The 22,570-nt window shown below is 64.2% G+C and carries 17 protein-coding genes; 12 read left to right on the top strand and 5 right to left on the bottom strand.

Features of this window, described 5'->3' with window-relative positions; all coding sequences use genetic code 11:
- The first annotated feature begins 13 nt into the window (after positions 1-13).
- The 5 genes from OUZ45_RS05730 (at position 14) to OUZ45_RS05710 (ending at position 6,621) form a co-directional block, all read left to right on the top strand.
- Entirely contained in the window at positions 14-2,419 is a 2,406-nt protein-coding gene (locus OUZ45_RS05730) for a motility hub landmark protein FimV (protein WP_266168977.1), read from the top strand.
- Positions 2,420-2,615: 196 nt separating this feature from the next.
- Entirely contained in the window at positions 2,616-3,383 is a 768-nt protein-coding gene (gene truA / locus OUZ45_RS05725; protein ID WP_266168976.1) for a tRNA pseudouridine(38-40) synthase TruA, read from the top strand.
- Positions 3,380-3,997, top strand: a complete 618-nt coding sequence (locus OUZ45_RS05720) for a phosphoribosylanthranilate isomerase (RefSeq protein ID WP_266168975.1) — start codon at positions 3,380-3,382, stop codon at positions 3,995-3,997. Before truA ends, OUZ45_RS05720 begins: the two co-directional genes overlap by 4 nt.
- A gap of 188 nt (positions 3,998-4,185) precedes the next feature.
- The gene (locus OUZ45_RS05715; RefSeq protein WP_266168974.1) at positions 4,186-5,565 is read left to right on the top strand and encodes an ATP-binding protein; all 1,380 of its coding nucleotides are present in this window, start codon (positions 4,186-4,188) and stop codon (positions 5,563-5,565) included.
- Positions 5,566-5,616: 51 nt separating this feature from the next.
- Positions 5,617-6,621 carry a cupin-like domain-containing protein gene (locus OUZ45_RS05710; protein ID WP_266168973.1) on the top strand — a complete coding sequence of 335 codons (1,005 nt, stop codon included), beginning with the start codon at positions 5,617-5,619 and terminating at the stop codon, positions 6,619-6,621.
- Here the strand turns inward: OUZ45_RS05710 and OUZ45_RS05705 are convergent.
- Entirely contained in the window at positions 6,612-7,532 is a 921-nt protein-coding gene (locus OUZ45_RS05705; RefSeq protein ID WP_266168972.1) for a LysR family transcriptional regulator, read from the bottom strand. The two genes, OUZ45_RS05710 and OUZ45_RS05705, sit on opposite strands and share 10 nt — an antisense overlap.
- Before the next feature lie 134 nt (positions 7,533-7,666).
- Here OUZ45_RS05705 and trpB point away from each other — a divergent pair, with 134 nt between their 5' ends.
- From trpB to accD, 3 genes are all read left to right on the top strand, one after another.
- Complete coding sequence (trpB, locus tag OUZ45_RS05700) at positions 7,667-8,878, top strand: tryptophan synthase subunit beta (protein WP_266168971.1); 1,212 nt, start codon at positions 7,667-7,669, stop codon at positions 8,876-8,878.
- Positions 8,875-9,675: a tryptophan synthase subunit alpha gene (trpA, locus tag OUZ45_RS05695; RefSeq protein WP_266168970.1), complete on the top strand. Its 801-nt coding sequence runs from the start codon at positions 8,875-8,877 to the stop codon at positions 9,673-9,675. The genes trpB and trpA overlap by 4 nt, the downstream gene beginning before the upstream one ends.
- 73 nt (positions 9,676-9,748) lie before the next feature.
- Positions 9,749-10,618 carry an acetyl-CoA carboxylase, carboxyltransferase subunit beta gene (accD, locus tag OUZ45_RS05690; protein ID WP_266168969.1) on the top strand — a complete coding sequence of 290 codons (870 nt, stop codon included), beginning with the start codon at positions 9,749-9,751 and terminating at the stop codon, positions 10,616-10,618.
- Positions 10,619-11,409: 791 nt separating this feature from the next.
- Here the strand turns inward: accD and OUZ45_RS05685 are convergent.
- Both OUZ45_RS05685 and OUZ45_RS05680 read right to left on the bottom strand, forming a co-directional pair.
- Complete coding sequence (locus tag OUZ45_RS05685; protein ID WP_266168968.1) at positions 11,410-11,982, bottom strand: phosphatase PAP2 family protein; 573 nt, start codon at positions 11,980-11,982, stop codon at positions 11,410-11,412.
- Entirely contained in the window at positions 11,951-13,111 is a 1,161-nt protein-coding gene (locus OUZ45_RS05680; protein ID WP_266168967.1) for a glycosyltransferase family 4 protein, read from the bottom strand. The genes OUZ45_RS05685 and OUZ45_RS05680 overlap by 32 nt, the downstream gene beginning before the upstream one ends.
- Before the next feature lie 166 nt (positions 13,112-13,277).
- On the opposite strand from OUZ45_RS05680, the gene OUZ45_RS05675 reads away from it, so the two are divergent.
- Positions 13,278-13,712: a DUF4399 domain-containing protein gene (locus OUZ45_RS05675; protein ID WP_266168966.1), complete on the top strand. Its 435-nt coding sequence runs from the start codon at positions 13,278-13,280 to the stop codon at positions 13,710-13,712.
- A 54-nt stretch (positions 13,713-13,766) separates the two neighbouring features.
- On the opposite strand, the gene OUZ45_RS05670 is transcribed toward OUZ45_RS05675, so the two are convergent.
- Entirely contained in the window at positions 13,767-14,576 is an 810-nt protein-coding gene (locus OUZ45_RS05670; protein ID WP_266168965.1) for a transporter, read from the bottom strand.
- A 32-nt stretch (positions 14,577-14,608) separates the two neighbouring features.
- Here OUZ45_RS05670 and gltX point away from each other — a divergent pair, with 32 nt between their 5' ends.
- The 3 genes from gltX (at position 14,609) to OUZ45_RS05655 (ending at position 21,293) form a co-directional block, all read left to right on the top strand.
- Complete coding sequence (gltX, locus tag OUZ45_RS05665; protein WP_266168964.1) at positions 14,609-16,009, top strand: glutamate--tRNA ligase; 1,401 nt, start codon at positions 14,609-14,611, stop codon at positions 16,007-16,009.
- 761 nt (positions 16,010-16,770) lie between these two features.
- Positions 16,771-20,745 (top strand): YadA-like family protein, encoded by a 3,975-nt coding sequence (locus tag OUZ45_RS05660; protein ID WP_266168963.1) that lies wholly within the window; start codon positions 16,771-16,773, stop codon positions 20,743-20,745.
- Positions 20,746-20,834: 89 nt separating this feature from the next.
- Positions 20,835-21,293 carry a helix-turn-helix domain-containing protein gene (locus tag OUZ45_RS05655; RefSeq protein ID WP_266168962.1) on the top strand — a complete coding sequence of 153 codons (459 nt, stop codon included), beginning with the start codon at positions 20,835-20,837 and terminating at the stop codon, positions 21,291-21,293.
- Positions 21,294-21,427: 134 nt separating this feature from the next.
- Here OUZ45_RS05655 and OUZ45_RS05650 read toward each other — a convergent pair whose 3' ends face one another.
- Positions 21,428-22,570, bottom strand: a complete 1,143-nt coding sequence (locus OUZ45_RS05650) for a CHASE2 domain-containing protein (protein WP_266168961.1) — start codon at positions 22,568-22,570, stop codon at positions 21,428-21,430.

Below are 22,570 nucleotides of genomic sequence, written 5' to 3'. Positions count from 1 at the left end.
GGGGGAACACGCGATGAACCGTTCATTGAAACTGTCGGTGCTGCTGGCGCTTGCCGTGGGCAGCGGCCAGGCAGCTGCGCTTGAGCTGGGCCAGATCCAGATCAAGTCGGCCCTGGGTCAGCCGCTGCTGGCCGAAATCCCGTTGAATCCCGAGCACCCGTCGGAGTTGCAGAACCTCTCCGCCAAGCTGGCCTCCGGCGAGGAGTTCGCCCACGCCGGCATCAGCGGCGGAGTGCCCAGCCTCCCGCTGCAGTTCAGCGTGGTGGATGCCGGTAATGGCCGGAAGTTCATTCGCATCACCAGCAGCGCGCCCGTGAACGACCCTTACCTCGACCTGCTGGTCGAAGTGAGTAGTTCCAGCGGCAAGAGCGTCCGCGAGTTCGCCATTCTGCTTGATCCGCCGAGTGCGACAGCCGCCGCGGCGCCCGAGACCCGTGCGCCGACTCAGGCGCCGGCCGCCTCCAAGCCATCGCGTCACGCGGCAGCTGCCCCGGCCGCCACTGAACAGGCGGCTGTCCCCAAGCCGGTCGCAGCCAAGCCTGCCAAACAGCAGGCGTCGGCCCAGCCGAGCGCGGCAGGCGCCGCGGGTAAGTTTGGTCCGGTCGAGCGCGGCCAGACCCTGTCCGGCATTGCCAAAGCCACCGCGCCAGCCGGCGTCGATGTCAACCAGATGCTGTTGGCGCTGAAACAGGCCAACCCGGACGCCTTCTACCGCGACAACATCAACGCGCTGAAAACCGGTGCCGTGTTGCGCGTACCGTCGCGCGAAGACGCGCAGGCGATGGCCGTGGCCGCTGCTGTGGCTGAAGTTCGTCGCCAAAACGGCGACTGGCGCTCCGGCGCTGCGCGCACGACGACCAGCGTGGCCGATGCCGGTACGCGTCCTTCGGCTTCCACGGCGCCGACGTCAGCCAAGACCGACACCTCCGACCGCCTGGCCCTGGTGCCGGCCAAGGAAGGTGGTCAGGGCAGCGACACCCGCGCCGGCAAGGATGGCAAGGGTGCGGCGGGCCTGCACCAGGACTTGTTGCGCAGCCAGGAGGCTCTGGCCTCGCTGGAGCAGCAGGGCAATGAGCTGAAGTCACGGCTCAAGGACCTGGAAGGCATCAACACCAAGAACACGAAACTGTTGTCGCTCAAGGACAACGAGATCGCCGAGCTGGAGCACAAGCTGGCGGAGGCCCGCAAGGCCGCCAACATGCCGGTCGAGCCTGCCGCTGGGGCCAAGCCTGCGGCTGCCGCGCCGGTCGAATCGAAAGACATCAAGGCAGCCGCTGCCGCTACGCCGGTCGCGGCGAAAGAGGCCGCCCCGGCCGTGGCCGCCAGCAGTGTGAAGCCGGCCGCGCCGACCCAGGCCTCGGAGGGCCCAGCCCTTGCCGTGACGCCGCCAGTAGCCGTCAGCCCGGCTCACGCCGGCACCGCTGCCGTGGCGAGTGCGCCGGCCGCCGAGCCGGCCAAGCCCGCCGTCAAGCCGCCGGTGGCCAAGCCGGCTCCGGCCCCGGCACCGGCTCCGGAAGAACCCTGGTATACCCAGACCTGGGCGCTGGCCGCGGGTGGCGGCGCCGCCGTTCTATTGCTCTTCGGCGCCCTGTTGGGTCGCCGCAAGAAGGCAGCGCCGGCAGCCGCCACGGCCGCCTCGTTCTCGTCCCTGGCCGACCGTTTCGGCGCGACGCCGACCGTCGGCGATGCGGATCCCGACCAGGACGAGCTGCTCGATCAGCTCGCGGAGCATCCCGATAACGTCGGCCTGCACCTCGAACTGGTAAGCCTCTACTACAGCCGTCGCGACGTCGATCATTTCGAGGCGGCAGCCGAGGCCATGCACGCCCACATCTCCGGGCCTGATCAGCCGGAATGGCAGGACGTCGTGCACATGGGCGAGGACCTGGTTCCGGGTCACCCGCTGTTCGCGCACGCGCATGAGGCTGCGCCACCGCTGCCGCCTCAGAACGAAGATGAGCACGATGCGCTCCACCACTTCGATCTAGGCAGTTACGCCGACGAGCATTCCGACATCCCGCCGATCCCGGCCGCTCCGGTGGCGTCGAAGAGCCAGAAGGTCAGCGAGTACCACTTCGACTTCGATCTCACGCCCCGTCCGCTCAATGGCGCTGGGCCGGTCGCCGCGCCGGCCGCCCAGGTCGAAGACGAGCATCGCGCCGCCGCTTCCAGCTGGCAGTTCGCTGATGTCGAGGAGGAGGCGCAGACCGAGCATGGGCACAGCCTGGCCGGCAGCGGCCAGTCGCATGAGAACGGAGAGTTCAACGACGATCCGGCCGACACCAAGCTCGACCTGGCCCGCGCCTACCTCGATATGGGCGATCCGGATGGCGCCCGCGCCATGCTGGATGAAGTCCTGCACGAAGGCAGCCAGATACAGAAAGACGTGGCGCGGAAGCTGCTCGACGGCATTCGCTGAGCCAGCCTCTGACCACACGTGTACCCGACGGGCCGGCCTTGCCGGCCCGTTTGTTTGTAGGAGCCCACCCTGTGGGCGACCCACGCATGACGGTCGCCGTCGCGCCCGATTCGCGCACAGAGCCTGCCTCGGACTCGATCAGGGGGTGCGCTCCTACTAATCTGTGCTCTTCGTTTAGCAGGACCCGCTTTCCTCCATGCGCATTGCCCTGGGCATCGAATACGACGGCACCGATTTTCTCGGTTGGCAGCGGCTGACCCATGGCGCCACGGTGCAGGGGGCGTTAGAGCGGGCGCTGTCGTTCGTCGCGGCACATCCGGTGGATGTCACCTGTGCGGGCCGTACGGATGCCGGTGTGCATGGGCGTTGCCAGGTGGTGCATTTCGACACCGAGGCGCAGCGCGATCTGCGTGGCTGGATTCTTGGCGCCTGCTCCAATCTGCCGACCAGCGTCGCCGTGCTGTGGGCGCAGCTGGTGCCGGATGATTTTCACGCGCGCTTTTCCGCGCGCAGTCGACGTTATCGCTATCGCATTTTGAATCGTCCAGTCCGCGCAGCGCTGGACGCGCGCTATGTCACCTGGGAACGCCATCCGCTGGATGCCGCCCGCATGCATGAAGCCGCGCAGATGCTGATCGGCGAGCATGATTTCAGTGCGTTCCGTGCCGTGTCCTGCGAGGCTGCGCACGCACGTCGCGCCGTGCTGGCGGTGAGCGTCCGACGCGAAGACGAGCAGGTGATCGTCGAGATCGAGGCGAATGCGTTCCTGCATCACATGGTGCGCAATATTGTCGGCTCGCTGCTGCCGGTGGGGCGCGGCGAGCAACCCATGGCGTGGGTGGGCGAGTTGCTGGCCGGCCGTAATCGCGAGGTGGCCGGGCCAACGGCACCGTCCTCGGGGCTGACTTTCCTTGGTCCCCGTTACGAAGCGCATTGGGGACTGCCTGCGGAGGTGAGCCAATGACCCGCATCAAGTGCTGCGGCATGACGCGCATCGAGGATGCCTTGCTCGCAGCGCAGCTCGGTGCCGATGCCATCGGCGTGGTGCTAACCGCGCGCAGCAAGCGGCAGGTATCGCTGGCCCAGGCCAAGGCCATTGTCGATGCCATGCCTCCGTTTGTGACTACGGTGGCTCTGTGCATGGATGACGAGGCGGACTTCGTTCGGGCCATCGTCGATACCGTGCAGCCGTCACTGCTGCAGTTCCACGGCAACGAAAGCGACGCCTGGTGTGCGCAGTTCGGCCTGCCGTATCTGAAGGCGATTGCGATGGGTGAGGGCGCTGCGGCCCTGGAACAGCTGCACGCGTATCCGAGAGCCACGGGGCTGCTGCTGGATGGCCATGGGCTGGGTGAAGCCGGTGGCAGTGGCAAGGCGTTCGATTGGTCACTGATGCCGCGCGATGTGCAGCAGCCTTTGATACTGGCCGGTGGCCTGACGCCTGTAAACGTAGGTAGTGCCGTGCGCGTGGCTCGGCCGTGGGCGGTCGATGTATCCAGCGGGATTGAGTCCGTGCTGGGGGTCAAGGACTACGACAAGATGCTGGCATTTATCGAGGCGGTTCGGGCGGTGGACTGACTGAGCCTTCGGCCTTTCTTCCAGGGTGTCGAAATGAGGTTGCCGAGCGTTGAAGAACAAACTGCCATCGCCACCGTTCTCTCCGGCATGGACGCAGAACTGACCGCCCTCGGAGCCCGCCTCGCCGGAACCCGCGCCCTCAAACAAGGCATGATGCAAGAGCTACTGACCGGGAAGACGCGACTGGTATGACCGAACACCAGCATCTCGAATGGAAGGAATCCTGGCGCGACGAGTATCTGAAGTGGATCTGCGCCTTTGCCAATGCCGATGGCGGGGTGCTGGTGATCGGCAAAGACGATGCGGGTCAGCTCGTTGGTATCCCCAACGCTCGCAAGCTACTGGAAGACCTGCCCAATAAGATCCGCGATGTGCTGGGCCTGATCGTGCCGGTGAATCTGCACGTGACCGATGGCAAGGAATGGCTGGACATCGCCGTGTCCGCGTCGCTGTACCCAGTGAGCTACAAGGGCGAATACCACGTGCGCAGTGGCAGCACTCGGCAGGAACTCAAGAATGCCGCGCTGGATCAGTTTCTATTGCGCAAGCAAGGACGCCATTGGGATGCGGTACCGTTGCCCGGTGTGATGCTGACGGCACTGGATGCCGCCAGCATTCGGCAGTTTCGCCAACGCGCATTGAAGAGTGGTCGCCTCTCTGCCGAGTTGTTGGAGGCGCCGGATGCGGTATTGCTCGAAAAGCTCAGGCTTGCCGAAGGTGCCTACCTCAAGCGGGCGGCGGTGCTGCTGTTCCATCCAGAGCCAACGGCGTTCGTGACCGGCGCGTTCGTGAAGATCGGCTATTTCCGCTCGTCAACGGATCTGGCGTATCACGACGAAATATCCGGCGATCTGTTTTCCCAAGTGCACAAGACGCTGGATCTGCTGTACACCAAATACTTCAAGGCTGCGATCAGCTACGAGGGCATCCAGCGTATCGAGCGCTTTCCGGTGCCACAAGCCGCTATGCGCGAGGCCCTGCTGAATGCGCTGGTGCATCGCGATTACGCAGTGGCGGCGCCGGTGCAAATTCGCGTTTACGACGATCGGTTGAGCTTGTGGAACCCGGCGCTGCTGCCACAGGGTTGGACAGTACAAAAGCTGCGCGGCGAACACCCTTCGCAGCCCTTTAACCCGGACATCGCCAATACCTTCTTTCGCGCCGGCGAGATCGAAGCCTGGGGTCGAGGTATTCAGCGCATCTTTCAGGCGTGCCAGGAGGCCGGCACGCCCGAGCCACAGCTACGCGTCGAAACGGGTGAGCTGTGGCTGGAGTTCGCGTTCGCGGCGGGCTACCTTCGCACCCTGAACCCGGTAGCAGTTGGCGAGGCATCGACCGAAGCTTCGGTGAAAACTTCGGTGAAAACTTCGGTGAAAACTTCGGTGAAAACTTCGGCGGCCCTGTTGACGTTGCTGCGGCAGAACCCGGAAATGACACTCGCCGAGGCTGCTGCTCTGATTGGTCGTTCCGTTCGTGCTGTCGAGATGGCCAGCGCCAAACTGGTGAAGGCCGGAAAACTGAAATTTGTCGGTCCACAAAAAGGTGGCCGTTGGGAGGTGATGGAATGAGTCATTCATTGCGTCCGGAGCGGGTTACCCAAGTCGCAGCCGGGTAACACGATGCCAGTCCCTATGGAGGAGTTCCGTACTGACGGTCACGCCGATGTGCTCGGCGCCATCGTGGGTCACGAACGTCCCGTTGTCATTCGCGGCCTGGCCAAGCATTGGCCCATCGTGTCCGCGGCGGCGGAGTCCGACTTGGCTTTCGCCAGCAAGCTGGCTGCGTTCGATAACGGGACGGTGGTCGATGCGCTGTTGATGAAGCCCGAAGAGGAAGGCGTGATTGGTTACAGCGCCGACTTCGACGCCTTCAATTTCAGTCACGACCGTATTTCCGTCTCATTCGGCTTGAAGCAATTGCTGCACTTCAGCCAGCGGGAAAACCCGCCGGGGCTGGCCATGCAGAGCGCGCCGATTGCCGCCTGCCTGCCCGGGTTTCTGGAAGAGCACACGATTCCGTTCCTCGACCGGAACATCCAGCCGCGCATCTGGATCGGCAACCAGGTCACCACGCCGGCTCATTTCGACGAATTCCACAACATCGCCTGCGTGGTCGGCGGCGCGAGAAGGTTCACGCTGTTTGCGCCGGATCAAATAAGCAATCTGTATATCGGCCCGCTGGATTTCGCGCCGACCGGTGCGGCGATCAGCATCGCTCGGCTCGACCGCCCCGATGATCCCCGCTTTCCGCGCTTGAAGCTCGCGCTGGAGCAAGCGCTGGTGGCTGATCTGCAACCCGGTGACGCCATTTACATCCCGCCGATGTGGTGGCACCACGTGACCTCTCTGGGAAAGGTCAATGCGCTGGTGAACTATTGGTGGAAGCCCGGGCTGGGCAGTGGTCATGTGCCACAAACGCTATTGGGCTGCCTGCTGCATTGCATTCTCGGCTTCAAGTCGCTTCCGCCCGCCGAGCGCGATGCGTGGCGCGGACTGCTCGACCACTACGTGTTCAATGATGAAGACCCTGCCGCGCATATTCCGCCTACTCGTCGTGGCATGCTCGGGCCGCTCGATGCCGAACGCGTGACCCAGTTGCGTGAAACCATTCGCCGTTATCTTTGACCGTTCGCTGCTGGCAGCTTTTCATGCGCAGTGAACTCGGCCTCTAGCCAGGTGGCGAGTGGCATCAGACGTGATGTCGGTGCGCGAGAAGGTACGGCCAGAACCCATTGCGCCGCCGTGTCCTGAAAGCCCCAGGGAGCAAGCAGACGGCCGCTCGCCAGGTCGTCGGCGACCATTTGCGCGGGCGCGATCGCCACGCCGAGTCCCGCCACGGCGGCCTCAATCAGGTGATACAGGTGCGGGTAGCTCTGGCTGAAATGCAGTTTTTCCATGGGCAGATGCTGGCTTTCCATCCAGGACTGCCAGGCGTGCGGGCGCGACGCGGTATGCAATAGCCGTTGCCCCAGTACGGCCGAGGGATCGCTATGCAGCAGCCCATGCGTTTGCGCAAAACGAGGGCTGAGCACGGGGCCGATGCGTTCCCGCGCCAGCGGAAACACGTGCCATCCGGCCGGCCACGGCGGCGCGGCAGCGAGCAGGGCGGCATCCAGCCCTGTCAGTGCCTCATCGAATGGGATTTCCTGGGGGCGCAGATGCAGGTTCAGTTCGGGAAGTTCGGCCATCAGCCGCTCCAGCCGCGGAATCATCCAGCGCGTGAGCAGGCTGACCGGGCAACCGAGCACGAACGGTGTTTGGGCTGCATGGCCGCGCAATTGTTCGCACGCATCGCGCAATTGGGCGAATGCGGCGGCGCTGGCATCGCGCAGGCGTTGGCCGGCGGGGGTAAGTACCAGTCCACGGCCTTGTCGGCGGAACAGGGCGCTGCCCAGGTCGTCTTCCAGAACACGGATCTGACGGCTCACAGCGCCGTGGGTAACGTGCAGCTCCTGCGCCGCTTGGCTGACGCTTTCCAGTCGAGCCGTGGCTTCAAAGGCGCGCAGGGCATTGAGGGGCGGCAGGTCGCGTTGCATGGATTGGTGAGTTTTTCTAACAGGTCGTGGCGATCTTATCGCTTTCCCCGGCAGGGTGCTTCGCGGTAATTTTGCGGCTTGCCGAGTCATTGGGGCGCGACCCCCGTGGCGGCTTTCCGCAGAGGAATTCGCACATGTCCACCACCCAGGATTTCCACCGCTGGCCCGACGAACACGGCCGTTTCGGCGCTTACGGCGGCCAGTTCGTCGCCGAAACCCTGATGGCGCCGTTGGAGGAACTCACCGAGGCTTATCTGCGCCTGCGCGAAGACCCCGAATTCCTGGCCGAGCTGGACCGTGATCTGAAGTACTACGTGGGCCGGCCCAGCCCCATCTATCACGCCGAGCGGCTGTCGAAGCACGTCGGCGGCGCGCAGATCCTGCTCAAGCGCGAGGATCTGAATCACACCGGCGCGCACAAGATCAACAACACCATCGGCCAGGCGCTGGTCGCCAAGCGTATGGGTAAACCGCGTGTGATCGCCGAGACCGGTGCCGGCCAGCACGGCGTGGCCACCGCCACGGTGGCGGCCCGCTTCGGACTGAAGTGCGTGGTTTACATGGGCGCGGTCGACATCGAGCGGCAGAAGATCAACGTCTACCGCATGAAGCTGCTCGGCGCTGAAGTAGTGCCGGTGACGTCGGGGTCGAAGACGCTGAAGGACGCACTGAACGAGGCGATGCGCGATTGGGTGACCAACGTTGCCGACACCTTCTACATCATCGGCACCGTGGCCGGTCCGCATCCGTATCCGATGATGGTGCGCGACTTCAACGCCATCGTAGGCCGCGAGGCGCGCGAGCAGATGCTGACGCAATACGGCCGCCTGCCGGATGTGCTCACCGCCTGCGTCGGCGGTGGCTCGAACGCGATCGGCCTGTTCCACGCCTTCCTCAACGATGCGAACGTGCGCATCGTTGGCGCGGAAGCGGCGGGCGAGGGCATCGCCACCGGGCATCACGCCGCTTCGCTGGCCGCGGGCCGTCCTGGCGTGCTGCATGGCAATCGCACCTATGTGTTGTGCGACGACAACGGCCAGATCACCGAAACGCATTCGATCTCCGCCGGTTTGGATTACCCGGGTGTCGGTCCCGAGCATGCGTTCCTGAAAGACGCCGGGCGAGCCGAATACGTAGGCGTTACCGATGACGAAGCGCTGGAAGCCTTTCATCTGCTGGCGCGCACCGAGGGCATCCTCCCCGCGCTCGAATCCAGTCATGCCGTGGCGCAGGCAATGAAGCTGGCCCGCGAAATGCCGAAGGATCGACTCGTGCTGTGCAACCTATCCGGCCGCGGCGACAAGGACGTGCACACTATTGCCGCGCGCGAAGGAGTGCAGGTATGAGCCGCATCGACCGTCGTTTCGCCGCGTTGAAAGCCGCCGGCCGCACCGGCCTGATTCCGTTCGTCACCGCAGGCGATCCCGCGCCGGTGCACACCGTCGCGCTGATGCATGCCCTGGTCGACGCGGGCGCCGATCTGATTGAGCTCGGCGTGCCGTTCTCCGACCCGATGGCTGACGGCCCAGTGATCCAGCACGCCAGCGAGCGCGCCATTGCCAAGGGCGTGGGGCTCGGCGATGTGCTGCGCTGGGTCGCCGAGTTCCGCCAGCGCGACGCGGAGACGCCGGTGGTGTTGATGGGCTACCTCAATCCCGTCGAGATCCATGGCTACGAGCGTTTCGCACAGGAAGCCGTGAAAGCCGGTGTGGATGGCGTGTTGCTAGTGGATTGCCCGCTGGAAGAATCCGCCGTGCTGACGCCGCTGAAGGCCGTGGGTCTGCAGCAAATCCTGCTGGCGGCGCCCACCACCGCACCCGCGCGTATGGCGCAGCTGTGCGGGTTGGCGGAGGGTTTCCTGTACTATGTGTCGTTTGCCGGCATCACTGGCGCGGGGCGTTTGAGTACCTCGGATATCGCGGCCCGCGTGGCCGACATCCGAGCCCGCGCGAAGGCGCCGGTGGCTGTGGGTTTCGGCGTGCGCGATGCGCACAGTGCGAAGGCCATTGCCGGGTTTGCCGATGCGGTAGTCATCGGCAGCGCGCTGGTCGAACGGCTGGCGGGGGCGGCACAGGCCGGCGACATCGCCAGCCGCGTGCAGGACTTCCTGCAACCGATACGGGCCGCGCTCGACGCACATTGATACGGTCCCTAGCTGGTTTGACGCTGGCTGGTTTGAAGGGATCGGTCAGGTCAGGAACGTTTGAGGTGTTGCGATGAACTGGCTACAGAAAATCATGACCCCGCGTGCACGCACGCAAAGCTCCAACGGCGGCAAGGGCAAGGTGCCCGAAGGCGTGTGGGAGAAGTGCGGCGGCTGCGGCACCGTGCTGTACCGGCCGGAGCTGGAGCGCAACCTGATGGTCTGCCCCAAGTGCGGCCATCACCATGCCATCGACGCGCGCGCGCGTCTGGACGCCTTCCTCGATGAAGGCTCGGCGCAGGAACTGTGGGCCAGCATGGAGCCCACCGATCCGCTGAAGTTCCGCGACTCCAAGAAGTACCGCGACCGCATCGTGGCGGCGCAGAAATCCACCGGCGAGAAAGACGCGCTGCTGGCCATGAGCGGCAAGCTCAAGGGCCGCCCGCTGATGGCGGTGGCGTTCGAGTTCTCCTACATGGGCGGCTCGATGGGCTCCGTAGTAGGTGAGAAGTTCACGCGTGCCGCTGAGCGCGCGCTAGCCGACAAGAGCGCGCTGGTGTGTTTCTCCGCCACCGGCGGCGCGCGCATGCAGGAGGCACTGTTCTCGCTGATGCAGATGGCCAAGACCTCGGCCGCACTCGCACGCCTGCGCGATGCTGGCGTGCCGTATATCAGCGTGCTCACGCATCCAACCACCGGTGGCGTGTCCGCCAGCCTCGGCATGCTGGGCGACATCAATGTCGCCGAGCCGAAGGCGTTGATTGGCTTCGCCGGTCCGCGCGTGATCGAGCAGACGGTGCGCGAGACGTTGCCGGAAGGTTTCCAGCGTTCGGAGTTCCTGGTTGAGCATGGTGCGATCGATCTGATCGTCGATCGCCGCGAGATGCGCGACAAGCTGGCCGACTTGCTTGGCATTCTGACTAAGGCGCCGCGCGCCGCTTGATCGCGTCGCCATGACGATCCAAACGATGCCGCCGAAAGGCGGCATCGTCGTTTCAGGCATCGGCAAGGCACGTCCTGATTAGCGTCGACTTTCAGCTACGCGTGCGGTTAGCTCCCTCCCTTGCTTGCAGGGGAGGGCTGGGGAGGGGTGAGTACTTGAGAAAGCGTTTCGGGAGAGGTTTTCGCAAGGGTTCACCCCCTCCCAGCCTCCCCCTGTCCCACGGGACTAGCTTTGCGTCGCAAGCAAGGGGAGGGGCAAAACCGCATCAGCTGAGAGTCGACGCTAATCAGGAAGCACGTTGTCCACAGCCGCTGTGGATGTTCTTCGGGTAAGCCTGTGGAAAAGCACTCCAAGTGCTTGTGCCAACAACGCTTCGCACACACTGTCGATGTTTTGGTCACACCGTGCGTGGTGGCGTGCATGTTGTCCACAGCGGCTGTGGATGTTGTTTGCGTAAGCCTGTGGACAAACACGTTATGCACCTTTGTCGACAAGCACTTGGTACGCAGTGATGAAGTTTTCGCCAGCGCGCCTGGCGTGTGTCGAGCAAGGTTTTCCACAGCGCTTGTGGATGTTGTGCATGTAAGCCTGTGGACAACGTGCATCGACACCTTTGTCGACAACCACTTGCTACAACGTGTCGAAGTTTTGCCCAACAAACCTGCGCGAAATGCGCGGTTTTCCACAGGGATTGTGGAGGGCTGTGGGTAAAGGCTGTGGATAGGTGGTCTATCTGTCTGATCTTAAAGACAGGTGTGACGTCGTGCTTATGAAATGCACAGCAGCTTGTATCAGTGCATCCAATGCGCCATCGGCATCAGCCACAACGACAGCGCGCCGAGCGCACTGCCGATGACCGTCGCCGCGAGCACATCGCTCGGATAGTGCAGGCCGAGAATCACGCGCGATGCACCGATGAGCGTGGTGAAAGTCAGCAGCAGCGGTGCCAGCAGCGGATACCAGGCCAGCGCGACGATGGTGAAGCTCACCGCTTGCAACGTGTGGCCCGAGGGGAAACTGAATTCGTCCAGCGGTGGCACGTGCGCGATCACGCCGGGGCAGGCGCGGAACGGTCGCGGCCGGCGCGTCCAGCGCTTGAGCAGGCGATACAGCAGCAGAGCGGTGAGGCCAGTGACGGCCATTTGCACGGCGGCGAGCAGGCCGCGTCGGCCATCGATCAGTGCCAACGCGAGCATCAGCGCATACCAGAACACACCATCGCCGAGTCGGCTGATGATGCCGAAGAACACACCCACGGCGCGACGTGCTCCCCAATGATTGGCGGCAACACAGATCCGGCGATCGATTGCGAAGCGCGGGCCGGCCGGCAAATTAGGCGTGTGCAGCGGCGGTAGGGTGTTCATCGCTGTGCTCCTTGGCCAGTTCGCTCAACAGGGTTTCGAATTCGCGGATCACCGCGTCCGGGGAGAGGTTGGCGATGCTGGCTTGTGCGGCGCGGCCCATGTGGCGAATCAGGCTGGCGTTGCAGGCCAGGGTGGTGGTCGCCTCGATGAAGGCGGTTTCGTTGCCGGCTTCAATGCGGTAACCGTTGATGCCGGTGTCGAGGTGTTCGCGCGCGGCACCCTCTTCGTAGGCCACCACCGGCAGGCCGGCGGCCAGTGCTTCGAGAATCACGTTGCCGAAGGTTTCGCTGAGGCTGGGGAAGGGAAACAGATCGGCGCTGGCGTAGTGGCGCGCGAGCGCTTCGCCGCGCTGCATGCCGGCGAAGATGAAATCCGGATGGGCCGCCTGCAATGCGGCACGTGCCGGGCCGTCGCCCACCCACACGTAGCGTGCTTTCGGTACCTGTTGCTGGATGGCGCGGAAGGTGCGCACCGCCAGATCGAGATTTTTCTCCGGCGCGATGCGGCCGACATAGAGCACCACTGGCGTGTTGCCATCGACGCCCCAAGCGGCGCGTAAGGATGCATCGCGGTAGCGCGGATGGAACAACTGCGTATCCACGGCACGGCGCAGCAGGCGGGCGGAATCGACGCCGAGGGCGCTCAGTTCGCTCGCCAGGGCATCGGTAGGCACCAGGGTGGCCGCGGCTCGCCGATGGAAGCGGCGCAGGTAGTTGCGCACGATGGGCGTGAGGAAGCCCACACCGTAATGGTTGGCATAAGCGTCGAAGCGCGTGTGGAAACCGGTAGCGGCGGGAATGCCCAGCTTGTTCGCCGTGCGCACCGCCGACCAGCCCAGGGGGCCTTCCGTGGCCACGTAGATGGCGTCCGGCCGTAAACGTGTCCAGCGTTCGCGCAACAGGCGCCCGGCGGGGAGGCCGAAGCGCAACCCTGGATAGCGCGGCAGCGAAGCGCCCCGCATTTCCACGGCGACGATGCCGGGTTCATCCTTGAACGGTTGTGCCTGTCGCGGACGGATCAGGTCGACGGTGTGTCCGCGCGACGCGAGGCCGGCGGCGAGGCTATGCACGGTGAGTGCAACGCCGTTGATTTCTGGCGGATACGTCTCTGTGACGATGCCGATGCGCATGGGAATACCTGTGCTGGCCCGGCGTAGGTTCGGCTTTCGGCGTTTCGGGGGCGTGGCGCACCTATGACACCCGTGTGACGCAGACGCCCAATAGGCGGATTCATTGGCGCTTTCTGAATGGCCGGGCGCTTACACTGGTCGCCCTTGTCACTATGGAGAACCGACGATGAAACGCATCCTGCTCGCCCTGGCCCTGGCCACCCTGACCGGGGCAGTGTTCGCTGCCGATGCTCCCGCGCTGCCGGTAACCAAGGCACCTGCCGGCGCCGAGGTCTACATCATTTCACCCAAGGACGGCGCCACGGTGGGGCAGGAGGTCACGGTGAGCTTCGGCCTGAAGGGCATGGGTGTGGCCCCAGCCGGCGTAAAGAAGGAAGGCACGGGCCACCACCACCTGCTGATCGACGTGACGGATATGCCCGCGGCCGGCCAGCCGATCGCCAAGGACGAGAACCATGTCCATTTCGGCAACGGCCAGACTGAAACCACCATCAAGTTGAAGCCAGGCACGCACACGCTGCAGCTGGAACTGGCCGACGAGAATCACATCCCGTTCGATCCAGCGGTGGTGTCGAAGAAGATCACGGTGCATGTGAAGTAACGCCATCGCGAGACGGCTCTGTCACCGCGGAGCCGCCTCTTTGGCGCGATGAGTTCAGCGGCCGAACAGCATCGCTACGCCTACGCCTGCTTCCCAGGTGGCCGCTTGTCCGCTGAGGCGGTGACGGAACCATGTGTCGAACTGCAAGTTGTGCAGCGGCTGCCAGGAGAGCCCGCCACCTGCCTGAGTACCATTACGGTAGTCCGCGTCGCGTAGAAATGCAGCTTCGAGGTAGACGCCCACCTGATCGGTGAGCTCGTAGTTGTAGTCGGGTGCCAGCAAATAATTGTCCCGTCCGCCGCTGCGCTGCCACTGCGCGAAATAGCTAATGTCCGTGCGCTCGTTGAGCTTCTGGTCGAGGACTGCACCGACGGTGTAGACGCGCCGGTCGCTACGGAAGTTGCGGGCACCATCAGTGAATTCCATCGTGCCGAGCACGCCCCAATTCCAAGCCTCGCTGGACGATGGTGGTGCCCATTTCAGGCTCAGGCTGGTATCGCCGCGACCATGGCTGGTCTGCGATGGACCATCGCCAGTCTGGCGCAGGCGGTTGTAGGGCGAGCCGCCCAACTGCAATTCGAACCCAGAACCGAGTCCCAAGCGGAGCAGGCTGTCGTACGTGGCCAAGTCACTGGTGGTGCCGGCATCACGATGACGGCTCCAATCGGGCAGTCCTTGCTCAAAGCCGAACTGGCCGGCGTGCAGTGGGTTGGTGGAAAAGCCCAGGCCCGGGCGATCGAAACCAGGAGCCTCCTCCGCCTCCGCCTCCGCCTCCGCTTGCGCCTGCGCCTGCGTGGCGCCGGCCAGCAGGAGCAGGGCCGGTAAAAGTGCGCGGTACCACCGGCCAGATCGGCTAAAATCCATCGCTTCGCTCCACACCTTCCAAGAAAACCCCAATGACCGTCCGCACCCGCTTCGCCCCCAGTCCCACCGGCTTCCTGCATATCGGTGGCGCTCGCACCGCGCTTTATTGCTGGCTGGAAGCGCGCCGTCGCGGCGGTCAGTTTGCACTGCGCATCGAGGATACCGACCGCGAGCGTTCAACGGATGCTGCCGTGCAGGCCATCCTCGACGGCATGCAGTGGCTGGGCCTGGTGCACGATGAGGGGCCGCTGTACCAGACCCACCGCCTGGAGCGCTACAAGCAGGTGGCCGACGATCTGCTCAAGGCCGGCAAGGCCTACTACGCCTACGAGAGCAAAGAAGAGATCGAGGCCATGCGCGAGGCCGCCATGGCCAAGGGCGAAAAACCCCGCTACAACGGCTACTACCGCGACCGCAACGAGCCGTACCGCGACGATCCGAACCGCGTGATCCGCTTCAAGAACCCGCTGGAAGGTTCGGTGGTGTTCGACGACAAGGTGAAGGGCCGCGTGGAGTGGGCCAACACTGAGCTGGACGATCTGGTGATCTTCCGTTCCGACGGCTGGCCGACCTACAACTTCGCTGTGGTGGTCGACGACATCGACATGGGCATCACCGAGGTGATCCGCGGCGACGACCACGTCAACAACACGCCGCGCCAGATCAACATCTATCAGGCGCTGGGCGCTCCGGTGCCGGAGTTCGCGCACCTGCCGATGATCCTCGGCCCCGATGGCCAGAAGCTCAGCAAGCGCCATGGTGCGGTCAGCGTGATGCAGTACCGCGACGACGGCTTCCTCCCGCACGCGTTGCTGAACTACCTGGTGCGCCTGGGCTGGTCGCATGGCGATCAGGAAATCTTCTCGCAGCAGGAGATGATCGAGCTGTTCGATATCGCCGACGTCAACAAGGCGGCATCGCGTTTCGACCTCACCAAGCTGTCCTGGCTCAACCAGCATTACCTCAAGACGGAAGATCCGCAGTCGCTGGCGCCTGAGTTCGAGTGGCACCTCACGCAGGCTGGCATCGATTTCAGCAAGGGTCCGGTACCGGCCGATGTCATCGTTGCGCTGCGCGACCGCGTGCAGACGCTGAAGGAAATGACCGAGCGCGCGAAGATCTGGTACGGCCCGATCGTCGAGTGGGACGACAAAGCCGTGGCCAAGCATCTGCAGAACGACAGCGCGGTCGCCGTACTCGAAGCGGCTAGTGCGCTGCTGGTTGATTGCGCATGGCAGCCGGAACCGATCCATCAGGTGATCGAGCAAGTAGCTGCCAAGCTGGAGCTAGGCATGGGCAAGATCGCTCAGCCGCTGCGTGTGGCTATGACCGGTACCCAAGTATCGCCGTCGATCGATCACACCATCTATCTGGCAGGCCGCGATGAGGCTCTGAAGCGCATCGATCACGCCATCGCCAAGGCGAAAGTCTGACGGCTCCTATAGGAGCGCACCCTGTGCGCGATAGGCGCTGAGCGCGGCGCTATCGCGCCGGGTCACTCGGGCCATCCATGGCCTTCGCCCTGCTGGCGGCTTACGCCGTGCAAACCGGCAGTCCTGCCGGTTTGTCGCCCACAGGGTGGGCTCCTACGGTTGTCGCTGCTGCGCAGATTGCCAGCCCCTACCCAACGCCAACATCAACGCCGCGGTCGCTCCTGTAGGAGCGCACCCTGTGCGCGATGGGCGCTTGGCATCGGCCTATCGCGCCGGGTCACTCGGGCCATCCATGGCCCTCGCCCTGCGGACGGCTTGCGCCGTGCAAACCGGCAATCCTGCCGGTTTGTCGCCCACAGGGCTCTATTGGCAGGCTGTTTCTCAACAGCCTCCCAAGCGATCGCTGCCATACGCATGCCGCTCCTTTTTTAGGAATTGTCTGATGCCGGCTCATTCAGCGGCTATCCAGAATGCGCACCAAGGCACGGGGCGTTTCATTTGATTCGCTTGACGCATTTAGCCCCGACTGGAGCTTCTTCGTTCGCCTAGCAGGGACGGGCGAATCCAGGGATCAGGCAAGAACTGCATGCGCGATGCCGCTCTGCGTCGCGACATGAGATAGGGCTTTCATCACCACCGGGCGATTCTTCGGGACATCAAGCAAAGCGTGTTCAACCGCATGGTTCACAGCCGTGGCGGCGGAGTGCTGCTGCGTGTTTCGGCGGCCCCGTTGCTAACCACTACCGACAATCGAGGTACGTATGAACATCATCCAAGCAAGGAATAAGGCCGGCGTCGATGCTTCATTCGGCGAGGTCGCCGTATCGAAACGTTTATTGGCCGCTGCGATCGTGGCCTCGTTTGTATTGGCGCCCGCCGCATGGGCGCAAACGGCGGTATCCGGCTCAGGCTCCAACACCAACGGAGCTGCGGCCGGCACAAACAACGGCAACGTTCTCGATCACAAAAATCCCGGCAACCCGAGCCCCAATGGCGTCGGCAACGATATCTACGATGGCATTAAAGGTACCGCGGTAGGCGACAACGCAACGGCTGACTATGGTGGGGTGGCCGTAGGTTTTCAGAGCTCCGCTGCCGTAAATCTGGGCTCCGTCGCTATTGGCGCACTCGCCAAGTCGACAGCCAATTCCGCCATTTCGATTGGCGTGGCATCGCTCGCCAGCGGCGACGACGCCATCGCCATGGGCCGCCAAAGCGCCGCCAACGGCAAATACTCGCTTGCGTTCGGCAACGTTGCCTACGCCAATGGCGTCAGCGCGGTCGCGATGGGTGATTCTGCCAATGCGGCAGGTTATCGATCCATCGCCATCGGCGCGGCAGACACGAACAACGCCAATGTCGGCCTCTACTACGACACAGGCTCACAAACCAAAGCCACCGGCGATTTGGCAGTGGCGGTAGGCGCGGGGTCCGTCGCTACCGGAACCAACTCGCTGGCGCTGGGCTCCACCGCTCAAGCGACCTACGTCAACGACATCGCCATCGGCTCGCAGGCCAAGGCCGACAGCACCCTGGGCGCCGGTGGCAACACCAATGCCATCGCTGTGGGCTCGCAGACCAACGCGCAAGGCGCTTATGCCATGGCGCTGGGTTTCCAGGCGAAGGCCACCGGCGCCACCGCTACGGCTATCGGCAACGGCTCGCAAGCGCTTGCCACGTCCACGATCGCGTTGGGTGACAGCAATGTGGTTGCCGCCGCCGCAGGCGCCGGCTCCATGGCGATGGGCAATCAATCGAAGGCGAATGCCGGCAACGGTGCGGTAGCGCTGGGTTATAAGCAGACGGCGACGGGCAATGGCGCGGTGGCGATCGGCGATCCCAACATCGCCAACGGCACCGGTGCCGTGGCGCTGGGCGCAAGCAACGTGGCGGCCGGCGACAGCCTGGGGGCCACCGCCGCGAATGGCGCCTTGGCGATCGGCAACAGCAACACCGCGATCGGCCAGGGCTCGCTAGCGCTGGGTAACAGCTCCAGTGCAACGGCTGCGGGCGGCATCGCCATGGGCGATACCGCGCAGGCGACGGCGGGCAGTGCGGTCGCACTGGGTTCCAATGCCATCGCCGGCAACGCCAACGATGTCGCGCTGGGCAGCGCTTCGGTCACGGCGGCACCGCATGCCGGCACCTTCGATATGACGGGGGGAGTGGCGGCGGCGAGCAGCGATACGAACGGCGTGCTATCGATAGGCGCGGCGGGCAAGGAGCGCCAGATCCAGAACGTTGCGGCTGGTGTCTTGAGCGCTGCCAGCACCGATGCCGTCAACGGTTCACAGCTTTACAGCGTCGCCAACGCCTTCAACAAATTCGGTACGTCGGCGGCAACCGCACTGGGCGGTGGCGCCAGCTATAACACCGGCACCGGTACGTTCACGGCGCCCAGCTACACCATCGGCAGCACGCAATACAACAACGTCGGCGCTGCGCTGCAGGCGATCAACACCGACCTTGCCGGCGTCGGCGCCAGCAGCGGCTTCGTATCGAGCAATGCGGTGACATCGGTGCAGCCGGTGGCGCCGGGAAGCAATGCCAGTGCCGGTGGCTATGGCGCATCGGCCGGCGGCGCGAACTCCACCGTGCTCGGCAATCAATCCACCGACAACGGCGTGGCAGGTTCGACCGTGCTAGGTGAAGGAGCAAGCATTGCATCGGGTCTGACGGGTTCGAGTGTCGCGTTGGGCCGGGGTTCGGCGGTGACGGGCGATGCCGTGGCCACGCCGAACGGTTCGATCAACGGCACGAACTACAACTATGCGGGCGGCGCACCCATCGGCGTGGTGAGCGTGGGGTCGAACGGCAATCAGCGCCAGATAACGAATGTCGCCGCGGGCCAGGTCACGGCGAGCAGCACCGACGCGGTGAACGGTTCGCAGCTGTACGCCACCGATCAGGCAGTCAACGGCCTGGGTACGCAGCTGGGTACGTTGGCAGCCAATGCCGTGCAGTACGACAACGCGAGCAAGACCAGCATCACGCTGGGCGGTACTGGCGCTCCTGCGGTGACGCTGAAAAACGTAGCGACGGGTGGGGTCAACGCGACCAGCACCGACGCGGTCAACGGATCGCAGCTCTACGCGACGAACCAGCAGATCGCCAATATCACCAACGGCAAAACCGGTCCGTTCGTTTCCGACAACTCGCAGACGTCGACCATGCCCTTGTCGTCGGGCGCCAATGCGACGGCGGGCGGTTTTGGTGCTTCGGCGACGGGTGCGGATTCCACCGTGGTCGGAAACGGCTCCACCGACAACGGTGTCGCCAATGCCACCGTGATCGGCCAGGGCGCGAGCATTGCGGCAGGTCTCGCCGGTTCCAACGTGGCGATCGGTACGGGCTCCAGCGTCAGCAGCGCAGCGGTGGCGACCAGGAGCGGCACGATCAACGGCACCGTCTACAACTACGCAGGCTCGGTGCCGGCGGGTGTGTTCAGTGTCGGCTCGTCCTCGCAGCAACGCCAGGTGACCAACGTCGCCGCCGGCCAGGTCACGGCCAGCAGCACCGACGCAGTGAACGGTTCGCAGCTGTATGCCACCAATCAAGCCATGAATGCGCTGGGCAATCAGGTCACCAATGTCGCTAACGGTACCGGCGGAGAATTCCAGATCAGCAGGGACCGGTCAGGCAACGCACCTACGGCGAGTGGTACGAACTCCGCCGCAGGCGGTGCCGGCGCGGTGGCATCGGGGAATGGGAGCCTCGCGCTCGGCAACGGCTCGAACTCCAGCGGCAGCAACTCTGTCGCGATCGGCACGGGCTCGACGGACGGTGGCCTGGCGAACGTGGTATCGGTGGGTTCCTCCTCGCAGCAGCGCAAGGTCATCAACGTTGGAGCGGGCGCAGTAACAGCCACCAGCACCGACGCGGTGAACGGTTCGCAGCTGTATCAAACCAACCAGACGATCAACAATCTGGTCAATAGCATAAGCACCAGCAGCGGTCAGATGTACTACGCGGCCGACGCCGATGGCGCAGCCAGTAGCGCCACCGGCTACAACTCGGTGGCCGCCGGTCCCTCGGCAAAGGCGTCCAATACGATGACGCTGGCCGCAGGCGCCAACACGACGGCGACCAGCGTCGGCAGCACGGCACTCGGTGCAGGCTCCACCTCCACCGGCAGCAACTCGGTGGCGATCGGTGCCGGCTCCTCCGATGGCGGCCAGGCCAACGTGGTATCGATGGGTACGACCAATATGCAGCGTCGCGTGACGAACGTGGCTGCAGGCGTGGCAGCCACCGATGCGGCGAACGTCAGCCAGCTCGCTGCTGTTTCGGCAGCGTCGGTGCAGTACGACCGCAACAGTGACGGCTCGGTCAACTACGGCAGCGTCAGCGTGGGTTCGGCCGCATCACCGGCACAGGTGCACAACGTGGCCGACGGCAATGCGGCTTCCGATGCGGTGAACGTTCGCCAATTGGGCAGCGGCATGCAAACCGCCGAAAACTGGGCGCAGAGCTACACCGATCAGGCGGTCCACAGCCTCCGAAATCATGCCAATGCAGGTGTTGCTTCGGCGATGGCGATGGCGGGTCTGCCGCAGGCCTATCAGCTCAATCAGCACGCGGCGGCGGTAGCGGTGGGTTCGTTCCATGGAGAGTCCGGCATCGCGATCGGCGTATCCGGTATCAGCGAAAGCGGTCGCTGGGTTTACAAGTTGAACCTTTCGAGCAACACCCGCGGCGATACGGGTATGAGCGTAGGTGCGGCGATGACGTGGTGATGCCGTGTCCCTCTCCCTTGCCATGTGTCATGCACATGCACGGGAGAGGGACGCGGGTTCCCGCAGCCTTTTTTTTTAAGTGGCCCACCATGACTTTCAACGCGAGCCTACCCACCGAACGCGAGATCAAAGCGGCGAACCTTGGCCGCCGCGACATGGCGGCCCATCTGGTTACCCGCTCAGAGACGCAGTGGATCTGGATCTTCGATGCCGACCATCAGTCGCGCGACGTAGCGGTTCCCACCTCTGCGCTACGCCTGCTGCAGCAGATTCTCACCGAGATGGCGGCTGGCAACGCGGTGCAGGTGCTAGCTGTCCAGGCCGAGCTGACCACGCAGCAGGCAGCGCATCTGCTCCATGTTTCGCGCCCGTACTTGGTGAAGCTGCTGGAAAATCACGTGTTGCCGTTTCACCGGACCGGCAAACATCGGCGCGTGTACCTCGCCGACGTGATGCGCTTCAAGGACGAGCGTGATCGCCTGCGTGAAGTAAAGGAGGTGTCGCTGGAATGCCAGGCATGCGAAATGGGTGGATTAGCAGGTTGTTGAGAAGCGGCCATCGGCCCCTAGTCCGGACGTGCGCCGGACTCGGCGAGTTGAGCAAGTGCAGGGCAGCACGTTCTCAACACTTGGTTGGATCAGACTCGGTTAGATCAGACTCGGTTAGATCAGACTCGGTCAGATCAGCGCACTCTCGAACGCCGGCGCATCCACACGCCATGCGTCACGAATGCGGCCGACACGATCGCAAGACACGATGTAGGCGGCCACCACAGATGGTAGAGGCGAAGCAGCACCAGGCAGAGCAGCAGCATCGATCCGAGCGCCGCAAGCAGGAAGCGCCAGCCGCGCCCCAGCCCCGGTGCGCCATACAGCAACAGCGGCAGTGCGAGCGCAGCGCCGGAGATCACGAACTGGCCCAGAAAATTCACCGGTGTGACCAGCAGGCCGCGGCGCAGGGATTCGAACAGGTTCGCCTGATATTCCACACCGGGCATCGGCGATGCCGGCGTTTGCAGGATATCGCCCAAGCCGGCGGCGGTCGCACCGATCAGCACCCATCGGTCCTTCAGCAACGAGGGCGGGGCGCTGCCGTCGAGCACATCCGCATAGGACAGGCGCCCGAACGTGCCCGCAGGTCCGGCATAGCGCAGCAGCACGAAGTCGTCGCGCATCCATTGATAGGGCGAAGCACCATCGTTCAGCGGATTGCGCATGCCCGGAAGCGTCGTCGCCAGAATGCCAGGGTCGAGTTGCGCCAGAGCCAGTGCCAGCGATGGCCAGTAGGGACTGCCGAGCCCGGCTTTCAGGTACGCGCCACGTACCCATTCATCGGTGTCCTTGGCAACTTCCACGTGACCGATCGCGGCTACGTTTTGCGCGATCGGCGCCACCGGCAGTGCTTCCTGCAAGGGATCGCCCAGTGCCGCCGATTCGGCGAACACGGGCATCACCACTTTTCCGTTGCGGTGCATCGCCTCGGCCAGCAACTGGTCGTTCTGCGGATGCGCGGTATCGGGCGAGGGCATGGTGATATCCATGGCGATGCCGCGCACGCCAGCGGCGGTCAGGCGATCGATAAGGCGCGCATGTATCGAGCGTGGCCACGGAAATTGGCCCAGCGCATCCAGGCTCTTTGCGTCGATAGCGACGATCACCACATCGTTGCGTGGCGTATAGCGCCAATAGTGACCGTGCAAGTCGTACAGCGCTTCGTCCAGTGGCGTGGTGCGGCCGCTGGCAAGAAGGAGCACAAGCACGCCCAGGCCCGCCAGCCACAACATGGCGCGTGCCAGCCATGCGAAGCCGCTGAACGACGCCGGCAT

It is taken from the genome of Dyella subtropica, assembly GCF_026283965.1.
Classification (GTDB): Bacteria; Pseudomonadota; Gammaproteobacteria; order Xanthomonadales; family Rhodanobacteraceae; genus Dyella_D; species Dyella_D subtropica.
The sequence above is the reverse complement of the archived record's forward strand: the minus strand, read 5'-3'. Positions and strand labels throughout refer to the sequence as shown.

Excerpts from the sequence above, each read along its gene's own strand:
- OUZ45_RS05730 (WP_266168977.1), top strand. The coding sequence starts at position 14 with ATGAACCGTTCATTGAAACTGTCGGTGCTGCTGGCGCTTGCCGTGGGC.
- truA (WP_266168976.1), top strand. The coding sequence starts at position 2,616 with ATGCGCATTGCCCTGGGCATCGAATACGACGGCACCGATTTTCTCGGT.
- OUZ45_RS05720 (WP_266168975.1), top strand. The coding sequence starts at position 3,380 with ATGACCCGCATCAAGTGCTGCGGCATGACGCGCATCGAGGATGCCTTG.
- OUZ45_RS05715 (WP_266168974.1), top strand. The coding sequence starts at position 4,186 with ATGACCGAACACCAGCATCTCGAATGGAAGGAATCCTGGCGCGACGAG.
- OUZ45_RS05710 (WP_266168973.1), top strand. The coding sequence starts at position 5,617 with ATGCCAGTCCCTATGGAGGAGTTCCGTACTGACGGTCACGCCGATGTG.
- OUZ45_RS05705 (WP_266168972.1), bottom strand. The coding sequence starts at position 7,532 with ATGCAACGCGACCTGCCGCCCCTCAATGCCCTGCGCGCCTTTGAAGCC.
- trpB (WP_266168971.1), top strand. The coding sequence starts at position 7,667 with ATGTCCACCACCCAGGATTTCCACCGCTGGCCCGACGAACACGGCCGT.
- trpA (WP_266168970.1), top strand. The coding sequence starts at position 8,875 with ATGAGCCGCATCGACCGTCGTTTCGCCGCGTTGAAAGCCGCCGGCCGC.
- accD (WP_266168969.1), top strand. The coding sequence starts at position 9,749 with ATGAACTGGCTACAGAAAATCATGACCCCGCGTGCACGCACGCAAAGC.
- OUZ45_RS05685 (WP_266168968.1), bottom strand. The coding sequence starts at position 11,982 with ATGAACACCCTACCGCCGCTGCACACGCCTAATTTGCCGGCCGGCCCG.
- OUZ45_RS05680 (WP_266168967.1), bottom strand. The coding sequence starts at position 13,111 with ATGCGCATCGGCATCGTCACAGAGACGTATCCGCCAGAAATCAACGGC.
- OUZ45_RS05675 (WP_266168966.1), top strand. The coding sequence starts at position 13,278 with ATGAAACGCATCCTGCTCGCCCTGGCCCTGGCCACCCTGACCGGGGCA.
- OUZ45_RS05670 (WP_266168965.1), bottom strand. The coding sequence starts at position 14,576 with ATGGATTTTAGCCGATCTGGCCGGTGGTACCGCGCACTTTTACCGGCC.
- gltX (WP_266168964.1), top strand. The coding sequence starts at position 14,609 with ATGACCGTCCGCACCCGCTTCGCCCCCAGTCCCACCGGCTTCCTGCAT.
- OUZ45_RS05660 (WP_266168963.1), top strand. The coding sequence starts at position 16,771 with ATGAACATCATCCAAGCAAGGAATAAGGCCGGCGTCGATGCTTCATTC.
- OUZ45_RS05655 (WP_266168962.1), top strand. The coding sequence starts at position 20,835 with ATGACTTTCAACGCGAGCCTACCCACCGAACGCGAGATCAAAGCGGCG.
- OUZ45_RS05650 (WP_266168961.1), bottom strand. The coding sequence starts at position 22,570 with ATGCCGGCGTCGTTCAGCGGCTTCGCATGGCTGGCACGCGCCATGTTG.